Source organism: Pseudomonas azerbaijanorientalis (assembly GCF_019139795.1).
Lineage (GTDB): Bacteria > Pseudomonadota > Gammaproteobacteria > Pseudomonadales > Pseudomonadaceae > Aquipseudomonas > Aquipseudomonas laurylsulfatiphila.
The window spans coordinates 3166841-3184465 of the sequence record NZ_CP077078.1; the positions used below are offsets into that span (position 1 = coordinate 3166841).

General features: G+C 62.4%; 12 protein-coding genes, 1 tRNA gene and 1 pseudogene. 6 read left to right on the top strand and 8 right to left on the bottom strand.

All coding sequences use genetic code 11. The annotated features are described in order from the left end of the window. Positions 1-20 precede the first annotated feature (20 nt). From selA to KSS91_RS14110, 4 genes are all read left to right on the top strand, one after another. Positions 21-1451 carry an L-seryl-tRNA(Sec) selenium transferase gene (gene selA / locus KSS91_RS14095; RefSeq protein ID WP_217835097.1) on the top strand — a complete coding sequence of 477 codons (1431 nt, stop codon included), beginning with the start codon at positions 21-23 and terminating at the stop codon, positions 1449-1451. Then, positions 1448-3355 carry a selenocysteine-specific translation elongation factor gene (selB, locus tag KSS91_RS14100; protein ID WP_217835098.1) on the top strand — a complete coding sequence of 636 codons (1908 nt, stop codon included), beginning with the start codon at positions 1448-1450 and terminating at the stop codon, positions 3353-3355. The genes selA and selB overlap by 4 nt, the downstream gene beginning before the upstream one ends. A gap of 19 nt (positions 3356-3374) precedes the next feature. Beyond that, positions 3375-3470 (top strand) — tRNA-Sec (locus tag KSS91_RS14105). A gap of 375 nt (positions 3471-3845) precedes the next feature. Beyond that, the gene (locus KSS91_RS14110) at positions 3846-4577 is read left to right on the top strand and encodes a hypothetical protein (protein ID WP_217835099.1); all 732 of its coding nucleotides are present in this window, start codon (positions 3846-3848) and stop codon (positions 4575-4577) included. 579 nt (positions 4578-5156) lie between these two features. Here KSS91_RS14110 and KSS91_RS14115 read toward each other — a convergent pair. Continuing rightward, positions 5157-6224 (bottom strand): alpha/beta fold hydrolase, encoded by a 1068-nt coding sequence (locus KSS91_RS14115; protein WP_217835100.1) that lies wholly within the window; start codon positions 6222-6224, stop codon positions 5157-5159. 350 nt (positions 6225-6574) lie between these two features. Between KSS91_RS14115 and KSS91_RS14120 the strand changes: the two genes are divergently transcribed. After that, complete coding sequence (locus KSS91_RS14120) at positions 6575-7393, top strand: DUF2092 domain-containing protein (RefSeq protein WP_217835101.1); 819 nt, start codon at positions 6575-6577, stop codon at positions 7391-7393. Positions 7394-7409: 16 nt separating this feature from the next. Beyond that, a complete protein-coding gene (locus KSS91_RS14125; RefSeq protein ID WP_217835102.1) occupies positions 7410-8183 on the top strand; it encodes a hypothetical protein in 774 nt (257 codons plus the stop codon). A 33-nt stretch (positions 8184-8216) separates the two neighbouring features. On the opposite strand, the gene acs is transcribed toward KSS91_RS14125, so the two are convergent. The 7 genes and pseudogenes from acs to KSS91_RS14155 form a co-directional block, all read right to left on the bottom strand. Then, positions 8217-10172: an acetate--CoA ligase gene (acs, locus tag KSS91_RS14130; protein WP_217835103.1), complete on the bottom strand. Its 1956-nt coding sequence runs from the start codon at positions 10170-10172 to the stop codon at positions 8217-8219. Between the two features lie 78 nt (positions 10173-10250). Then, positions 10251-10964 carry a methyl-accepting chemotaxis protein gene (locus KSS91_RS28755; RefSeq protein ID WP_437179753.1) on the bottom strand — a complete coding sequence of 238 codons (714 nt, stop codon included), beginning with the start codon at positions 10962-10964 and terminating at the stop codon, positions 10251-10253. Between the two features lie 144 nt (positions 10965-11108). Next, a pseudogene (locus tag KSS91_RS28760) lies at positions 11109-12134 on the bottom strand (HAMP domain-containing protein); the annotation flags it as partial. Between the two features lie 185 nt (positions 12135-12319). Continuing rightward, positions 12320-13840 carry an acetaldehyde dehydrogenase ExaC gene (gene exaC, locus KSS91_RS14140; RefSeq protein ID WP_217835105.1) on the bottom strand — a complete coding sequence of 507 codons (1521 nt, stop codon included), beginning with the start codon at positions 13838-13840 and terminating at the stop codon, positions 12320-12322. A gap of 75 nt (positions 13841-13915) precedes the next feature. Then, entirely contained in the window at positions 13916-14743 is an 828-nt protein-coding gene (gene phnX, locus KSS91_RS14145; RefSeq protein ID WP_007970212.1) for a phosphonoacetaldehyde hydrolase, read from the bottom strand. Positions 14744-14782: 39 nt separating this feature from the next. After that, positions 14783-16123, bottom strand: coding sequence for an MFS transporter (locus tag KSS91_RS14150; RefSeq protein ID WP_015095081.1), 1341 nt, complete (start codon positions 16121-16123; stop codon positions 14783-14785). A gap of 272 nt (positions 16124-16395) precedes the next feature. Next, complete coding sequence (locus KSS91_RS14155) at positions 16396-17562, bottom strand: 2-aminoethylphosphonate--pyruvate transaminase (protein ID WP_015095082.1); 1167 nt, start codon at positions 17560-17562, stop codon at positions 16396-16398. Positions 17563-17625: the final 63 nt, after the last annotated feature.

Genomic DNA, 17625 nt, shown 5'->3' on the forward strand with positions numbered 1-17625 from the left:
TTCGTTTCCAGGAGTGCCAGATGTCTGCACGCGGTGCCAGCCAATCCCTGCGTCTACCTTCCATCGACAGTCTGTTGCGTCACCCCGCGTGCCGGCCGCTGGCCGAGCGGCATGGACGCGACGCCTTGCTGGGTGCCTTGCGGCTTTTGCTGGATGAGATGCGCGAAGGGGCACGGCAGGGTTTGCTCGAACCTGTAGAAGTCAGCGCCGAGGTGCTGGCAGGCAGGGTCGGCGAGCGATTGGCCATCTTGCATCGCAGCCATGTGCGGCGGGTGTTCAACCTCACCGGCACGGTGCTGCACACCAACTTCGGGCGGGCGTTGTTGCCCGAAGAGGCGATCGAGGCGGTGCAAATGGCCGCGCGTTATCCGCTCAACCTTGAGTTCGACCTGCGCAGCGGCAAGCGCGGCGATCGCGACGACCTGATCGAAGGCTTGATCCGCGAACTGACCGGCGCCGAAGCGGTGACCGTGGTCAACAACAATGCCGCCGCGGTCCTGCTGACCCTCAACAGCCTGGGGGCGCGCAAGGAGGGGATTATTTCCCGGGGCGAACTGATTGAAATCGGCGGCGCCTTCCGCATTCCCGACATCATGGCCCGCGCCGGGGTGAAGCTCGTCGAGGTGGGCACCACCAACCGCACCCATGCCCGCGACTACGAGGCTGCCATCAGCCCGCGCAGCGGTTTGATCATGCGGGTGCACGCGAGCAACTACAGCATTCAAGGCTTCACCACGAGTGTGCCGACCGCCGAACTGGCGCAACTGGCTCACCGGCACGGCTTGCCGTTCCTCGAAGACCTCGGCAGCGGCAGTCTGCTGGACTTGACCCGCTGGGGGCTGCCCGCCGAGCCGACAGTACGCCAGGCGCTGCTGGATGGCGCGGACATCGTGACCTTCAGTGGCGACAAACTGCTCGGCGGCCCGCAAGCGGGGCTGATTGTCGGTCGCAAGGACCTGATCGCCAGGATCAAGAAAAACCCGCTCAAGCGTGCGCTGCGGGTCGACAAAATGACCCTGGCCGCCCTGGAAGCGGTGCTGGGTCTATACCGAAACCCGGACCGGCTGGCCGAGCGCTTGCCGAGCCTGCGCCTGCTGACCCGGCCACAGGCCGATATCCTCGCCCAGGCTGAGCGCTTGCAGCCGACGCTGGCCCATATGTTGGGTGACGGCTGGAGCGTCAGCGCCATGCCGTCACTGGGCATGATCGGCAGCGGCAGCCAACCGGTGGCGCGGCTGGCCAGCGCGGCGCTGTGCATTCGCCCACTCACGTCGAAGCGTTTGCGCGGGCGATCCTTGCTGAATCTGGAAGAGGCCTTTCGCGCCTTGCCGATTGCGGTGCTCGGGCGCATTGACGATGACGCCCTGTGGCTGGACCTGCGGCAACTGGACGACGAACCGGCCTGGCTGACGCAGCTCGATCAATTGCACGTGGAGGGCCGGGCAGGGTGATTGTCGGCACCGCAGGACACATCGACCATGGCAAGACGGCGCTGCTCCAGGCGCTCACGGGGCAGGCGGGCGATCGGCGCCGGGAGGAGCGTGAGCGCGGCATGACCATCGACCTCGGCTACCTGTATGCCGCGCTGGCGCCGGAGGAGCCACTGACCGGTTTCATCGACGTTCCCGGTCATGAGCGCTTCACCCACAACATGCTGGCCGGGGCACAGGGCATCGATCTGGTGTTGCTGGTGGTGGCCGCCGATGACGGGGTGATGCCGCAGACCCGCGAGCACCTGGCGATCGTCGAGTTGCTCGGCATCCCGCGGGCGCTGGTGGCGATCAGCAAGTGCGATCGGGTCGACAGCGCCAGGGTGCAAGACGTGCGTGAGCAGATCCGTACCTTGATGGCGCCCGGACCCTATGCCGATGCGCCGCTGATTGCACTGTCGAGCGTGACCGGCGAGGGCATCGAAACTTTGCGCAAGGCGTTGCTCGATGCCCAGCGTGAAGTGTCGCAACGCAACACCGAAGGTGGTTTTCGCCTGGCGATCGACCGGGCCTTCAGCGTGGCCGGGGCCGGTATCGTGGTGACCGGCACGGCGCTGTCCGGCCAGGTCGCGGTGGGCGATACCTTGTTACTGGGACCACAAGGCAAACCGGTGCGCATTCGCGGACTGCATGCACAAAACCAGGCCGCCGAACACGCCTGTGCCGGCCAGCGCGTGGCGTTGAACCTGAGTGCCGAACGGCTGGCGCTGGAGCACATCCACCGCGGTCACTGGTTGTTCGCCGACGGCTTGTACGCGCCCACCCAACGCCTGGACATCGACATGCAGTTGCTTGCCGGCGAATCCCGGGCCTTCGAACACTTTCAACCGGTGCACGTGCACCTCGGCACCCAGGACGTCACCGGCAGAGTCGCCTTGCTTGAAGGCGCCAGCCTGGCGCCCGGTGGGCGGATGTTTGCACAACTGCTGCTCAATACGCCGGTGCACGCGGTGAAAGGCGATCGGCTGATCCTGCGCGACCAGAGTGCCCAACGTACCTTGGGCGGCGGTCGGGTACTCGATCCGTTCGCACCGACCCGGCAACGCCGCAGCCCCGAACGCGTGGCGCAGCTGACGGCGCTGGCGAGCAGCACCAGGCTGGAGGATGTTTTACCGGCATTGCTGGCCCACAGCGACACCGGGCTCGATCCGCAGCGCCTGGAGCGGCAGTTCAACCGACCGCGCAGCCGTTGGGTATTACCCGCTGACGTGCGCTTGATCGACACCCGCCAGGGCGCGTTGCTGTTCAGTGCCAGCCGTTGGCAGGGCTTGAAGGCCGCCGTGCTGGAACAGCTCGCACGCTTTCATCAACTGGAGCCGGACCAGATGGGGCCGGACCGCGATCGCTTGCGCCGATTTGCCGGCAGCACTCAAGAACGCGGGACATTCATCAGCCTGCTCGACGAGTTGCTGGCCAGCGGCGACATCGCCAGCAGTGGCCCGTGGTTGCATCTGCCCGGGCACCAGGTGCGCTTGAGCGAAGAGGACGAAGCCCTGTGGCTGCAATTGCAGCCGCTGTTCGAACAGGCCGCATTCGACCCGCCGTGGGTGCGCGACCTGGGGCATGAGGAAGCGGCCGTGCGCGGGCTGCTGCGTAAAATGGCGCGCCTGGGCCTGATGCATCAAGTGGTGCGCGACCTGTTTTATACCGACAGCATGATTCGCCGATTGGCGGCTATGCTGTTGCAACTGGCGGACACCAACCCGGTGATCCAGGTGACGGCGTTTCGTGATGCGGTGGGCCTGGGGCGCAAGCGCAGTATCCAGATACTGGAATACTTCGACCGCATCGGCCTGACCCGGCGTTTTGGCGATCGTCGCCTGGTTCGCCCGGACAATGCGTTGGCCCAGCGCAATGAGCCCTGATTCAGGGGCAGGATTTCAAGGAAGGCAATCGCGCCCGGTGGCGCGGCCGGGCTTCAAACCCGGTTGGGGACGGCATCCGTTCCCGGGCAGGTTCGACTCCGGCTGCCTTCCGCCAATCACTCCCAGGCTTGCTGACTCTTTAGGAGCGAGCTTGCTCGCGATGGTCGTTAACGATAACGCTTGTTTACTGGGTAACCGCGGCGCTCTCGAGACCATCGCGAGCAGGCTCGCTCCTACAGACGAGGTCCTCTGTGGGAGCTGGCTTACCAGCGATGGTCGTTAACGATAATGCGTTTCTACTGGCTAAACGCGGCGCTCTTGAGACCATCGCGAGCAAGCTCGCTCCTACAGACTGGTCAATCGCCGACAACGCCGGACCAACGATGCGCTCGTCTCAATCCGGCTGTCCATCGGCCGGTCCGGCACGCGGCCGGCTATCCATTATTCTGATATTGATGCAAGCGCTAACGGACGAGGAGGTGACGCAATCATGCCTGCCCAGGATCGCGAACTGCTGGACCGGATATTGACCGCTCATGGCGGCCTGGCACGCTGGAACAGTTTCAATAAGGTCTGCGCCACGCTCGTCACCGGCGGCTCGCTCTGGGGCATGAAAGGGTTGACCCAGGACAGCGCGCCACGCCAGATGACTGTGTGGCTGCATGAACAAAGAGCCTCGGTGACACCCTTCGGTGCACCGGGGCAATTCACGGCCTATACGCCGAACCGGATCGCCATCGAGAATACCGCGGGCAAGGTGATTGCCGAGCGCCAGGCACCCCGGGCATCCTTCAAGGGCCACGGGGAACACACGGCCTGGGACCCGTTGCACCGGGCCTACTTCAACGGCTATGCGATGTGGTCCTACCTGACCATGCCCTTCCTGTTCACCTTGCCGGGCGTAACCAGCGAGGAAATCGAGCCCTTGCAAGAGGGCGCCGAGCTGTGGCGGCATTTGCGGGTGCACTTCCCCGACAGCATCGCAACCCACAGCGCCATCCAGGACTTCTATTTCGGCGATGACTTTCTGCTGCGCCGCCACGACTACAACGTCGATGTGAGCGGTGGCATGCCCGCTGCCCAACTGGTTTATGACTACGTCCAGGCCGACGGCTTGCGCATGCCGGGCAAGCGGCGAGCCTATCGGCGCAAGGCCGATGGGCAGGTCAACAAGGAGGCGTTGCTGGTGTCGATCGACTTGAGCGAGATCCATTACTCGTAGCAAACCAATGGCAGGAAACTGTAGGAGCCAGCCTGCTGGCGATGGTCTCAAACGCGCCACGCTCATCCAGTTCACCCGCGCTATCGTTGACGACCATCGCAGACAAGCCAGCTCCCACAAAGGACCGTGCCCACGCTGAAACTGTAGGAGCCAGCCTGCTGGCGATGGACTCAAATGCGCCGCGTTCATCCAGTTCACACGCGTTATCGTTAACGACCATCGCAGGCAAGCCAGCTCCCACAAGGGGTCATGCCCGCGCTAAAACTGTAGGAGCCAGCCTGCTGGCGATGGACTCCAATGCGCCGCGTTCATCCAGTTCACCCGCGTTATTGTTAACGACCATCGCAGGCAAGCCAGCTCCCACAAAGGACCGTGCCCACGCTGAAACTGTAGGAGCCAGCTTGCTGGCGATGGACTCAAGCGCGCTGCGTTTATCCAGCTCATACGCGTTATTGTTAACGACCATCGCAGGCAAGCCAGCTCCCACAAGGGACCGTGCCCACGCTGAAACTGTGGGAGCGAGCTTGCTCGCGATGGACTCAAGCGCACCGCGTTTGCTACTGGATAAATACGCGAAGGTTAAAGATGATCCGCATCGATCACAGCCTTGGCGAACGCCTGCGGGTCTTCCTGCGGCAGGTTGTGGCCGATGCCGCCGTTGATCAGCCGGAATTCGTATTTGCCGGTGAAGCGCTTGGCATAGTCTTCGGGGGCCGGGTGCGGTGCGCCGTTGGCATCGCCTTCAAGGGTAATGGTCGGCACGCTGATGGACGGCGCCGTGGCCAGTTTCTGCTCCAGCGCTTCGTAGCGGCTTTCACCCTGGACCAGGCCCAGGCGCCAGCGGTAGTTGAACACGGTGATGTCGACATGGTCGGGGTTGTCCAGCGCCTTGGCGCTGCGGTCGAACGTGGCGTCATCGAACGCCCATTTCGGCGAAGCCAGTTGCCAGATCAGCTTGGCGAAGTCGTGGGTGTTTTTCGCATAACCGGCGCGACCGCGGTCGGTGGCGAAGTAGAACTGATACCACCACTGCAGTTCCGCCTTGGGGGGCAGCGGGTTCTTGCCGGCCGCCTGGTTGCCGATCAGATAACCGCTGACCGAGACCAGCGCCTTGACCCGCTCCGGCCACAGCGCCGAGACAATGCCGGCCGAACGCGCACCCCAGTCATAACCACCGAGCACCGCTTGCTTGATCTTAAGGGCATCCATGAAGTCGATGACATCACTGGCCAGCGCAGCCGGCTGGCCATTGCGCAGGGTCTTGTCGGACAGGAAATGCGTATCGCCATAGCCGCGCGCATAGGGCATCAGTACCCGGTAGCCCTTGGCGGCGAGCAACGGCGCGACTTCGTCATAGCTGTGAATGTCGTACGGCCAGCCGTGCAGCAGGATCACCACCGGTCCGTCGGCCGGGCCGGTTTCGGCGTACGCCACGTCCAGCAGCCCGGCGTTGACATGCTTGAGCGGGCCGAACGGCGAGGGCGTCGCCTTAGTGGTTTGGGCTGGGGGCGCAGCCGGCTGCACGGTGGCGGCCGTTTGCGCATGAGCTGCGCCGAGCACACCGAACAGGGTGAGTGCGAGGATCGACGGGCCGACCAGGTGGCGGCGAGTCTTGCCGGTGTTGCTGTTGCGCAGTGCCATCTTCATGGGATGTCTCCATTACCAGCCATGGGGCAGGGATCGGTCTGAGCCCCTGCAAACCTTGCTTGCATTGAAACGCGGCAACGTATCCGGCCTGTGTCCAGGCGCCGGCCGGGTGAAAGTCTATGTATCGGGAAGTCGCACTGACACAGTGTGATACACAGCGGCGTCATGCGTGGGGCGTGCTGCCGAGCGTACGCCTCGCGAGGTTCGCGCTGCTGTAGCCTTTGCGCGGGTTTCTGACCGGATTTGTTCAAACTATTTTCCCGAATGCATGGCAATCACCCTGTAACTGAGCTTTTCTAATGACTCTGACGACCCGTGATCGCCCCGCAGGTTTCCGTGGAGAACAATCGATGCCTACCTTCCAAACGCCTGTCCGGTTGTTCGGTCTCGGTCTAGCCATAGGTCTGTTCACCATCCCGCTGCACGCCGCACAAGCTCCCTCTGCCAATCCGCCTGCGGTGCAATTGGAACCCAGGGCGCTGGAGGTTCTAAAGGGCATGAGTGCCAGGCTCGCGGGCACTCAGGGCATGAGTTTCAAAGCCGTCACGACCTACGAAAAGCCCAGCCGGCTAGGGCCTCCCCTGGCCTATGGCACGGTGGACCTGGTCAACGTGCAACGACCGGATCGCCTTCGTGTGCTGACTTCCGGCGACGGCCCGGCCACCGAGTTTTACTACGACGGCAAAAAAGCCTATGCCTTCGAACGTAAAGGTAACTTGCTGGCCCAGGCGGACGCGCCGCCTACCATTGATGCGACCCTGGAGGCCGCGTACCAGCGTGCCGCGATCTATTTTCCGTTCACCGACGTGATCGTCGCCGATCCCTACCAGGATTTGTCCCGGGACCTGCGTGTGGCGTTTTACGTCGGCCAAAGCACGGTGGTCGGTGATACCACCACCGATGTGATCGCCTACACCAGCGACAGCGTGTTCGTCCAGGCGTGGATCGGCGTGCAGGACAAGCTGCCACGCCGGTTGCGCGCCGTGTTTCTCGATGATCCGACACGATCCCGGCATCAAGTCGATTTCAGTGACTGGAAGCTCCAGTCGGCGATGCCTGTCGATTTTTTCAGACCTGACCACATCGAAACGGCCCACCGCATTCAGTTTGCCCCACCGCCCGATCTTCGTGCCCCGCAGGGGGTAAAAGAGCCCGTGGCGAAACCCTGAACAAGGAGACTGACCCATGAACAGATCTACCTTGAAATTCGCCGGCCTGCTTGTCGCTGTGCTCACTTGCGACCAGGCAGCGGCCTGGTACCACGCTTCCGGCTTCGGACGTACTTACGGAGGAGGGGGCTCATGGAGTCATTCGGGTGAATACGGCTCGGCGTCGGGCGGTGGCGGCAGTTGGAGTGGCGAAACCAATCGCGGCGGCTCGGCTTCCGGAGGCGATGGGAGCTGGAGCGGCACAGGCTATCGCGGCGGCACGGCGTCCGGTGGCGAGGGCTCCTGGCACGGCACGGGCGCGGAAGGTGGAACGGCTTCGGGTGGCGAAGGTGCCTGGCATGCGCAGGGTGTAAATGGCGCCACCGCCGCCGGCTATCACGCGGATGGCTATGGCACGACGGCTTACCGCCCCCCTGTTTATGGCACAACCGCCTACCGCTCCGTGCCTTACGGGACCGCTTACTACCATCCGCCAACCGCCGTGATTGCCAGCAGTGGCTGCTACAACTGTGGCTATAACGAGGGAGTCAATCCGGCCGCTGCCGCTGCGGCGGGCGTGGTCGCCGGTGAAGCAGCAGCGACGGTCGCCGACCAGAACGCCAGCTACAACGCCGGCATGGTGGCTTCCGCCCCACCGACAATGCCCATGGGTGCGACGTACGCCTCACTGCCCCAAGGCTGTGGCTTGATAAGTTTCTCCAATACCACGTACTACCAGTGCGGCAATTCCTGGTTGCGACCGTCCTTTGGCGCCAACGGCGTTTATTACACCGTTGTGCCGATGCCTTGAGCCCCTGGCGGCTCATAGATGGGGCCAGAACTGTCAGGCGACGTTCATGCTGCGGTGCGTGTTGACCAGGTTCAGCACGACGCCCGGATCTGCCAGAGTGGAGATATCCCCCAACCCTTCGTACTCAGCCGCCGCAATCTTGCGCAGAATCCGCCGCATGATCTTGCCCGAACGAGTCTTCGGCAGCCCCGGTGCCCATTGGATCACATCCGGCGAGGCAATCGGCCCGATCTCCTTGCGCACCCAGTTCTTCAGTTCCAGGCGCAGCTGCTCGTTCGGCTCCTCGCCGTTTTTCAGGGTGACGTAGACATAAATGCCCTGTCCCTTGATGTCGTGCGGCACACCGACCACCGCCGCCTCGGCGACTTTCGGGTGCGCGACCATCGCGCTTTCGATCTCGGCGGTGCCCATGCGGTGGCCGGAGACGTTGAGCACGTCGTCCACGCGCCCGGTGATCCAGTAGTAGCCATCGGCATCGCGACGGGCGCCGTCACCGGTGAAGTACATGCCGCGGAAGGTCTTGAAGTAGGTGTCGACGAAGCGGTCATGGTCGCCAAACAGCGTACGCGCCTGGCCTGGCCACGAATCGAGAATCACCAGGTTGCCCTCGGCCTCGCCTTCGATGATGTTGCCCAGGTTGTCCACCAGGGCCGGCACCACGCCGAAGAACGGACGCGCCGCCGAACCCGGCTTGAGGGCATGGGCGCCCGGCAGCGGGCTCATCATGTTGCCGCCGGTTTCGGTCTGCCACCAGGTGTCGACGATCGGGCAACGGGACTTGCCGACGTTCTTGTAGTACCAGTCCCAGGCTTCCGGGTTGATCGGCTCGCCCACCGAACCCAACAGGCGCAGGCTGCTGCCATCGGCGCCTTCAACAGCGGCGGTGCCCGAGGCCATCATGGCGCGGATCGCGGTCGGCGCCGTGTAGAGGATGTTGACCTTGTGCTTGTCGACGATCTTCGCCACCCGGGTGATGTCCGGGTAGTTCGGCACGCCTTCGAACAGCAGGGTGGTCGCGCCGTTGGCCAGCGGGCCGTAGACGATGTAGCTGTGGCCGGTGACCCAGCCGACGTCGGCGGTGCACCAGTAGATCTCGCCCGGGCGGTAGTCGAACACGCGCTCGTGGGTCATGGCGGCGTACAGCAGGTAGCCGCCGGTGGTGTGCTGCACGCCCTTCGGTTTGCCGGTGGAGCCGGAGGTGTAAAGGATGAACAGCGCTTCTTCGGCGCCCATCTCTTTGGGCGCGCACACGGTGCCGGCCACTTTCATCAGGTCCTCGAACCAGATGTCGCGGTGCTGGTTCCACTTGATGTCGCCACCGGTGCGCTTGCACACGATGACTTTCTGGATGCTGCTGGTTTCCGGGTTGGTCAGCGCGTCGTCGACGTTGGCCTTGAGCGGGATCTTCTTGCCGGCACGAATGCCTTCGTCGGCGGTGATCACCACTTTGGATTTGCAGTCGATGATGCGACCGGCCAGGGCTTCCGGCGAGAACCCGCCGAACACCACCGAGTGGATCGCGCCGATCCGGGTGCAGGCGAGCATGGCGACCACGGCTTCGGGGATCATCGGCATGTAGATCGTCACCACGTCGCCGCGGTGCACGTCCTGGCCGCGCAGGGCGTTGGCGAACTTGCAGACTTGTTCGTGCAACTCGCGGTAGGTGATGTTGCGGCTTTCGGCAGGGTCATCGCCTTCCCAGATGATCGCGACCTGGTCGCCGCGCTCGGCCAGATGACGGTCGAGGCAGTTGTAGGACACGTTCAGGGTGCCGTCGGCGAACCACTTGATGTCGACATGGTGGTCGTCGAAGGAGGTCTGCTTCACCGTGGTGAAAGGCTTGATCCAGTCGAGGCGCTTGGCTTGCTCGCGCCAGAAGCCGTCCGGGTTGACGACCGACTGCTGGTACATGGCCTTGTAGGTCGCCTCGTCGGTCAGGGTGTTGGCCAGAACCTCGGGACGAACGGGATACAGGGAAGCCGCACTCATCTTTCTTACCTCGGTGGAATAGTTGTTTTTGTGATCTGTTACGGGGTTGCAGCTCAAGCATTCGGGCAAATGCAACATTCAAATCCGGAAGCGACTCAGTAGTTTGTCTTGCTGGCCGACGTGGTCGACCATGACCAGGCACTGGCGAACCTGTTTGTCCGCGCTGCCGGAGACTTCAAGACTGATGTCGCGGATATTGGTGGTGTTGCGGTTGATTTCTTCGGTCGTGGCGCTTTGTTCTTCTGCGGCTGCGGCAATCTGCAGGTTCATGTCATTGATGCGGTAAATGGCCAGGCGTATGCGTTCGAGGGTGTCATTGGCGGCCTTGGCATCGCCAGCCGTTTTGCTGGCCGTGTCGCGGCTCTGCTGCATGCGTGCCTGGGCATGTTTTACCCCGGTCTGCAGCTGGTCGATCATCTCGCGTATTTCCTGGGTGGATTGCTGGGTGCGCGAGGCCAGGGAGCGCACCTCATCGGCTACGACCGCAAATCCGCGTCCCGATTCGCCGGCACGGGCCGCCTCGATGGCGGCATTGAGGGCGAGCAGATTGGTCTGGTCTGCGATGCTGGTGATGACCGCCACAATCGATTCAATGCTTTGGCTGAGGGTGGACAAGTCATTGATCGCATGACCGGTGGCGTCCATCTCCTCGGCCAAGCGCTTGATGGCCCCGGTAGACCGGGAAACCAGAGCGACGCCGTCGGCGGTTTCTTCGTTAGCCGCGATGGCCGCTTCGGCAGCGGTTTGCGCGTTGCGCGCCACATCCTCGGCGGTCGAGGCCATCTCGGTCATGGCGGTGGCCAGTTGATCCAGTTCCTGCAATTGCACCTGTACGCGGTTGGCGGCCTGATCCGCTTCGCATGAGGTCGCGGTGGTGCTCTCGCGGACCTGTTGCGAGCTGTTTTTCACGTCGCCAATGAGCGCCTTGAGGTTGTGCAGGAACTGGTTGAACTCCCCGGCGACCAGCGCAATTTCATCATTGCCGATCACCGGCAGCTGGCGGGTCAGGTCACCTTCACCGCGATTGATGTCTGCCAGCGAGTCCTTCAGTTGTTCCAGTGGCCGCAGCAGTCGCCTGACCAGCAGGCCCAACACCAACAGGCTGAGCAGCACGCCCAGGCCGGTACCGATCACGGCTCGCCAACTCAGGGTATGGGCGGCGGCCATGACGATGTCCTGGTCCAGGACCACGCCGATGTACCAATCCATACCCTTGAGACCGGAGAGCGGGATGAAGGACACCAGGAGGGATTTCCCGCCGCTGCTCACCTCTTGAAGCTGAGCGTCGAGGGGCAGGGCGCTCCCGGCAAAAAGCTGACTGTAGGGCTTGCCGTTCAGTTCGGCGTCCGGGTGAGAAATGATGTTGCCGCTTTTACTGAGCAGGAACGCGTAACCGGCCCCGCCGAAATCCAGGGTATTGATGGCATCGGCCACCGTGGTCAGGCGGATGTCGCCGCCAAACACCCCGAGCAACTGCCCCGCGTCGCTGATCCGGGCGACGGCCGAAATCAGGATTTCACCCGTGGTGGAGTCCTTGTAGGGTTCGGTCAGGACGGCTTGGCTGCCGGTCTTTCCCGTCGAATACCAGGGACGGGTGCGGCCGTCATAATCGGGTTTCGGATTCCACGCCGCCGTATTCTTGATGGGCTTTCCATCAGCCTCGAGGGCGCCAAACACCAGCTTGAATTCGTCTTTCAGAATGGGTGAGTCGATGATCCGTTGGGTCGTTTGCACACTGTACTGGCGATCGATCGCCTGGGAGGCCAGGTCCATCAAATGAAGCTTGCCGTTCAGCCAGTTCTCGATCTGACGTGCCACCGCATTGCTCGATTCGGCAATGCTCGCCTCGACCTGGTGACGCAAAATGCTACGGATCTGCTCTACCTGAACCAGCGATAGAAGACTGGTGGTCACCAACAGCACACAAGCAGCCACAAGGCTCACCTTGTAACGGATTTTCATCGAGGGCTCCAAAGGGGCGATCAAGGGGAACAGAAAAATCTCAGGTCAGTGAGGACGCCTTCGCGAGCAGGCTCGCTCCTGTAGGAGCTGCCGCAGGCTGCGATCTTTTGATCTGGCAATGGGAGCCACCGACAAGCAACGATCAAAAGATCGCAGCCTGCGGCAGCTCCTACATTCCCCGCTGCTTAGAAGAAGCCCAACGGATTGATGTCGTAGCTCACCAGCAGGTTTTTGGTCTGCTGATAGTGATCAAGCATCATCTTGTGGGTTTCACGGCCGACGCCGGACTTCTTGTACCCGCCGAACGCGGCGTGCGCCGGGTACAGGTGGTAGCAGTTGGTCCACACACGGCCGGCCTTGATGGCGCGACCCATGCGGTAGGCGCGGTTGATGTCGCGGGTCCAGAGGCCGGCGCCCAGGCCGAACTCGGTGTCGTTGGCGATGGCCAGGGCTTCGGCTTCGTCCTTGAAGGTGGTGATGCTCACCACCGGGCCAAAGATTTCTTCCTGGAACACGCGCATCTTGTTGGTGCCCTTGAGCAGCGTCGGCTGGATGTAATAGCCGCTCGCCAGGTTGCCCTCGAGTTTTTCCACCTTGCCGCCGGTCAGCAACTCGGCACCTTCGCCCTTGGCGATTTCCAGGTACGAAAGGATCTTGTCGAATTGCTGCTCGGACGCCTGGGCGCCGACCATGGTGTCGGTGTCCAGCGGGTCGCCGCGTTTGATTTGCAGGACCTTCTTCATCACCACTTGCATGAATTCGTCGTAGATCGACTCCTGCACCAGCGCGCGGGAAGGGCAGGTGCAGACTTCGCCCTGGTTGAAGAACGCCAGCACCAGGCCTTCGGCGGCTTTCTCGATGAAGGACGGTTCGGCCTTCATGATGTCTTCGAAGAAGATGTTCGGCGACTTGCCACCCAGCTCCACGGTGGACGGAATGATGTTTTCGGCGGCGCATTTCATGATGTGCGAGCCGACCGGGGTCGAGCCGGTGAAGGCGATCTTGGCGATGCGTTTGCTGGTGGCCAGGGCTTCGCCGGCTTCTTTGCCGAAGCCTTGCACGATGTTCAGCACGCCCGGTGGCAGCAGGTCGCCGATCAGTTCGACCAGCACGGTGATGCCCAGCGGGGTTTGCTCGGCGGGTTTGAGCACGATGCAGTTGCCAGCAGCCAGTGCCGGGGCGAGTTTCCACGCGGCCATCAGGATCGGGAAGTTCCACGGGATGATCTGGCCGACCACGCCCAACGGCTCATGGAAGTGATAGGCCGCGGTGTGTTCGTTGATTTCAGCGGAGCTGCCTTCCTGGGCACGGATGCAACCGGCGTAATAGCGGAAGTGGTCCACCGCCAGCGGGATGTCGGCGTTCAGCGTTTCACGCACGGCCTTGCCGTTGTCCCAGGTTTCAGTGACGGCCAGCAGTTCGAGGTTCTGCTCGATGCGGTCGGCGATTTTCAGCAGCGCCAGCGAGCGGTCCTGCACCGAGGTCTTGCCCCAGGCATCGGCAGCTGCGTGGGCAGCGTCCAGGGCCTTGTCGATGTCTTCGGCCGTGGAGCGGGGGAATTCGGCAATCGTTTGGCCATTCACCGGCGAGGTGGTGGTGAAGTACTGACCTTTGACCGGGGCGACAAACTCGCCGCCGATGTAGTTGCCGTAGCGGGACTTGAAGGAAACGATGGCACCGGCAGTGCCTGGGTGGGCGTAGTTCATGATCGGGTTCTCTTGTTGTTCTTGGGTGTGACCGCCCGTGGGACGGTCACTGTCAGGTGCACAAGCGGCGCAGGGTCAGGAACCCTGAGGGGTTTCGCCACGAGCCAGGCGTGCATTGATGTCTTCAATGACGGCCGGCAGATCGACGATGGTGTCGATCAGGTAATGCGGGCGCGAACCTTCGAACATCCTGGTGATGCGGGCGCGCTCTTCGGCCAGCTTGTCCGAGGGCAAGTCCCTGAACTGGTCATAGGTCAGCCCCAGTGCGTTGCCGGAGCAGGTCAATGCGACCGTCCACATGCCGGCACTGCGGCCCTCAAGGATGCCTGGCCAGGTGTCGTCGACCTTGACGCAAGCGGCCACATCGCTGATGCCCAGAGCGATCACATTGGCCAGGGCCTGGGCCGGGTGCGGGCGGCCATTGGGTACTTCGTCAGTGGCCACGACGTGGTCGGCGACGTAGCCGTTCTTGCGCGCCAGCTCGACGACTTTCTCCATGACCACGGCCGGGTAACCGGAGCACGAGCCGATTTTCAGACCCTTGTCGCGCAAGGCATCGATCGTATCCAGGGCCCCTGGAATCAGCGCCGAGTGCAGGGCGATCTTTTCGATCTGCAAGGGCATGAAGCGCTCATAAAGGGCGGTGACATCGTCATCCGTCGGCAGGCGTCCGAAGGCTGCCTGGTAACGTGCGGCGATCTGCGGCTCGTTGCACAGAGTGCGGATGTGGTCCCACTTGCCCATGCCCATCGGGCCCCGGGCTTCTGCCAGGGAGACCGCTACGCCAAACTCGGCGAAGGCTTCGACAAAAATCTGCGTGGGTGCAAAGGAACCGAAATCAACGACGGTGCCCGCCCAGTCCAGAACCACGGCTTGCAGTTGGGAAGGTTGTTTGTATTGCATGATGATTGCTCCAGGGAAAGGTGAGTGGGTAGTACGAATTCAGGGCGTGGTGCCGACAATGACCGGTTGCACCGGGGTCGATACCAACAGCGGGTTTTCCAGTGTTTTCGGCCGGCTGTTCCAGAAAGGCACCAACATCAGGCTGGCCAGGAGTGCGGCGCCGGTGAACACCAGGAACACGGTGATGGTGTCGAAGTAACCCGGCAGCAGGCCGCCAAGGACCGCACCGACCGAACCACAGCCGTTGACGAAGCCTGCGGCGGAGGCAGCCCCGTCCTTGCTGCCGAAGTCGATGGCCGCCGAGCCGCTGATCATCGAGTCCGGCCCGTAAAGCGTCAGGCCCATCATGAACAGCAGGCCGACCACCATGTACAGACTGCCGCTTTGCATGGCGGGAACGAACAGTCCCAGGCAGACGGTGAGGACCACCAGGCTGAGCACGCAGGCCGGTATGCGGCGAGCGCCGAAGTATTTGTCTGAGGCGATACCGATGAGGATGGGGCCTACCAGACCTGCCAGTTCAAACGAGGTTGGGACGATGGCAGAGGCAACCTTGCCGATCTCGGGCATGCGTTCGTAGATGATCACCGGGCCCCACAGCAGGATGGCGTAGCGCGCGGGCTTGAGCATGAAATAGGCCAGGCCGAGAATCAGGACGGTGCGATTTTTCATCACGGTCCGTAAGCCGGCCCACATGCTTTCGCGGGGAACCACGACGCCGCTGACGGGTTCGATCTCGATTTCGACAGCAGGCAGGCCCACGTCTTCCGGACGGTTGCGCTGCAGGAAATAGAACAACACCGCCACCACCAGCACGACAACGGCACTGCTGATGAACGCGATGCGCCAGTCGTGATAGGCCTGATAAGCCCACCAGCCGGCAAACGGCGTGGCTACCAGACCGCCGAAGGCGTAGCAGGTGCACCAATAACCCAGTACACGGCCACGTTCGCCAGTGCTGAAGAAACTGCCGACGTTCTTGCACAGGCCTGACCAACCGGTGGACTGCGCAAGCCCCTGTACCAACATGCAGGAGACGAAAATCGGCAAGGTGGCATAGGTGCCCATGAGCAGCGCCGCCAGGGCCGAGATGACCAGGCCGCTGAGTACCACGACCCTCGGCCCGAAGCGGTCAGCGAAATTGCCCCAGAGGAACTGACCCACGGCATAGGCGATCAGGTAGAGGGCGTCGAGATTGGCCATCATGGACTTTTCAAGTACGAAGTTCGGGTCTTCGCCAATACCCAGCTTGGCGACAGAGAAAGCTTTGCGGGTGAAGTAGAAGGCGGCATACGCCACCCAGGTGATCAGGAAAATCTGCACGCGCCAACGCTGGAGGGATTTCCAGCCGGTTGCGAGAGGGCTTGTCGTGTTGTTCATGGTGTACTGATCCCGTATGTGGTGCCAGACAGCGCAAATTGGTCGGTTTTTGTTTTTGTTTTCGGTGCACAAGTCTGTCCATTCGCACGACATCGATTGATGAACGTGCCAATGGCATCAGGCTTTGATTCATGAATTACGCGATCGCTGACTCCTGCCCGGCGCTGCCGAGCGGTACGTCATCGAATCCATGGTTTAAAAAAAGATCCCTGCCCAAAGGTGCTACCCATTGCACCTTCGCTCGAATCGGCAGAGACCTTGAAAAGGGTCGATCAGGCCGCGGGCTTGAGCATGTCCACGTCCATGGCGACCAGGCTGTCCGCGATTGCGCGGAGCAACTGGTGGACGATGTATTCGTCGATCTGGCCGATGCAGCCGATGCGGAAACTCTCGGCAACGGTCAACTTGCCGGGGTAGATGATGAACTGGCGGGCCTTGAGTTCTTCGTAGAAGCGCGTGAAATCGAAGTTGGGATGTTCAGGGCTGAAGAACGTGGTGATGATCGGCGACAGCCAACGGTCTTCCAGCAGCGTCTTGAAACCCAGTTCGCGCATGCCGGCAACCAGCACGTCGCGGTTGCGGGTGTAGCGCGCCAGTCGACCCTGCACGCCACCTTCGTCGCTGTGCTGTTCCAGTGCCTTGTGGAACGCCACCACACTGTGGGTCGGCGGTGTGAAGCGCCATTGGCCGGTGCGTTCCATGTAGGCCCATTGCTCGAAGAGATCGAGGGACAGCGAGTTAGCGCGGCCTTTGGCGGCTTCCAGCACGGAACGGCGGATGATCACGAAACCGAAGCCCGGGATACCCTCGATACACTTGTTGGCGGAGGACACCACCACGTCGAAGGCTATTTCATTCACCGTCAGCGGCACGGCACCGAAGGAGCTCATGGCATCGATGATCAGGCTCTTGCCGTGGGCCTTCACCACATCGGCGATTTCACGCAGCGGGTTGAGGATCCCGGAGCTGGTTTCGCAATGGACGACGAAGACGTTGGTGACGTCAGGGTTGGCCTTGAGCAGGGCGTCCACTTCTTCGGGCTGGGGCGGCAGATAATCGCCCTTGTCCAGGGTAATGAACGCGCGACCGAGGTACTCAAGGGTCTTGGTGGCGCGCTGACCGTAGGCGCCGTTCATCAGCACCAGGGCCTTGCCGTCACGGGGGATGGCGGTGGCCAAGGCGGCCTCGACCGAGTAGCTGCCGCTGCCTTGCAGTGGCACGCAGGCGAAGCTGTCATCCTCTACGCCGGCCATGCCCAGCAGTTTCTGGCGAACTTCAGCGGTCACCTGATTGAAGGCGCCGTCCCATGATCCCCAGTCGCGCAGCATGGCTTCCTTGGTGGCTTTGGAGGTGGTCAGCGGGCCTGGGGTCAGCAGGTAGGGTTCACCCAGGGCTGGGGTTGCCAGTGGCTGGGTAGTCGGGAATTCGGCTTTGGTCATGATCTTCTCCGGCGGTGTTGTTTTTGTGGGGGAGTGATGCATGGGTTGATAAAAACATTTGGC